At 61.6% G+C, this 561-nt stretch carries 2 pseudogenes; both read left to right on the top strand.

Annotation, left to right across the window (positions count from 1 at the left end):
* Positions 1–297 (top strand): annotated as a pseudogene (locus KIH86_RS30135) (RCC1 domain-containing protein); the annotation flags it as partial.
* Between the two features lie 43 nt (positions 298–340).
* Positions 341–561, top strand: a pseudogene (locus KIH86_RS30130) (InlB B-repeat-containing protein); the annotation flags it as partial.

The raw sequence follows: 561 nt of genomic DNA, 5'->3' as shown, positions 1-561 counted from the left end.
CAAGTACAGGCCTGGGGAAGCAACAGCACCGGTCAGCTTGGAGACGGAAGCTCGACCTCCGTGATCCGGACCACCAGAGGGGTGGTGCCGGGCCTAAGTGGAATAGTATCGGTAAGCGGCAGCAACCAGCATACGCTGGCATTGAAGAATGACGGCAGCGTATGGGCCTGGGGAGTTAATGCGAACGGACAACTCGGAGATAACAGCACCACACAGCGGAGCACGCCGGTAGCGGTGAGCGGTCTGACGAGCGGTGTGATAGCGGTCGCGGCAGGGACAAGCCACAGCTTGGTACTGAAAGGCGACGGGAGCGTATGGGCGTGGGGCTCNCAGCGGTCAGCTGGGGAATGGTACTACGACAAACACAACGGTACCGGCGGCTATTTCGACCTTAAGCGGGGTCACTGCGATCGCAGCGGGCAGCAGCCACAGCCTGGCGCTGAAGAGCGACGGCAGCGTATGGGCGTGGGGGTACGGCGGCAGCGGGCAGCTGGGTGATAACAGTACCACTCAGCGGAGTGTGCCAGTGCAGGTGACTGGACTGACAGAAGTCACTGCAAT

Source organism: Paenibacillus sinensis, assembly GCF_019904155.1.
Taxonomy (GTDB): Bacteria; Bacillota; Bacilli; order Paenibacillales; family Paenibacillaceae; genus Paenibacillus_AQ; species Paenibacillus_AQ sinensis.
Note: the sequence above shows the minus strand (reverse complement) of the source record. Positions and strands in the feature narration are given on the sequence as shown.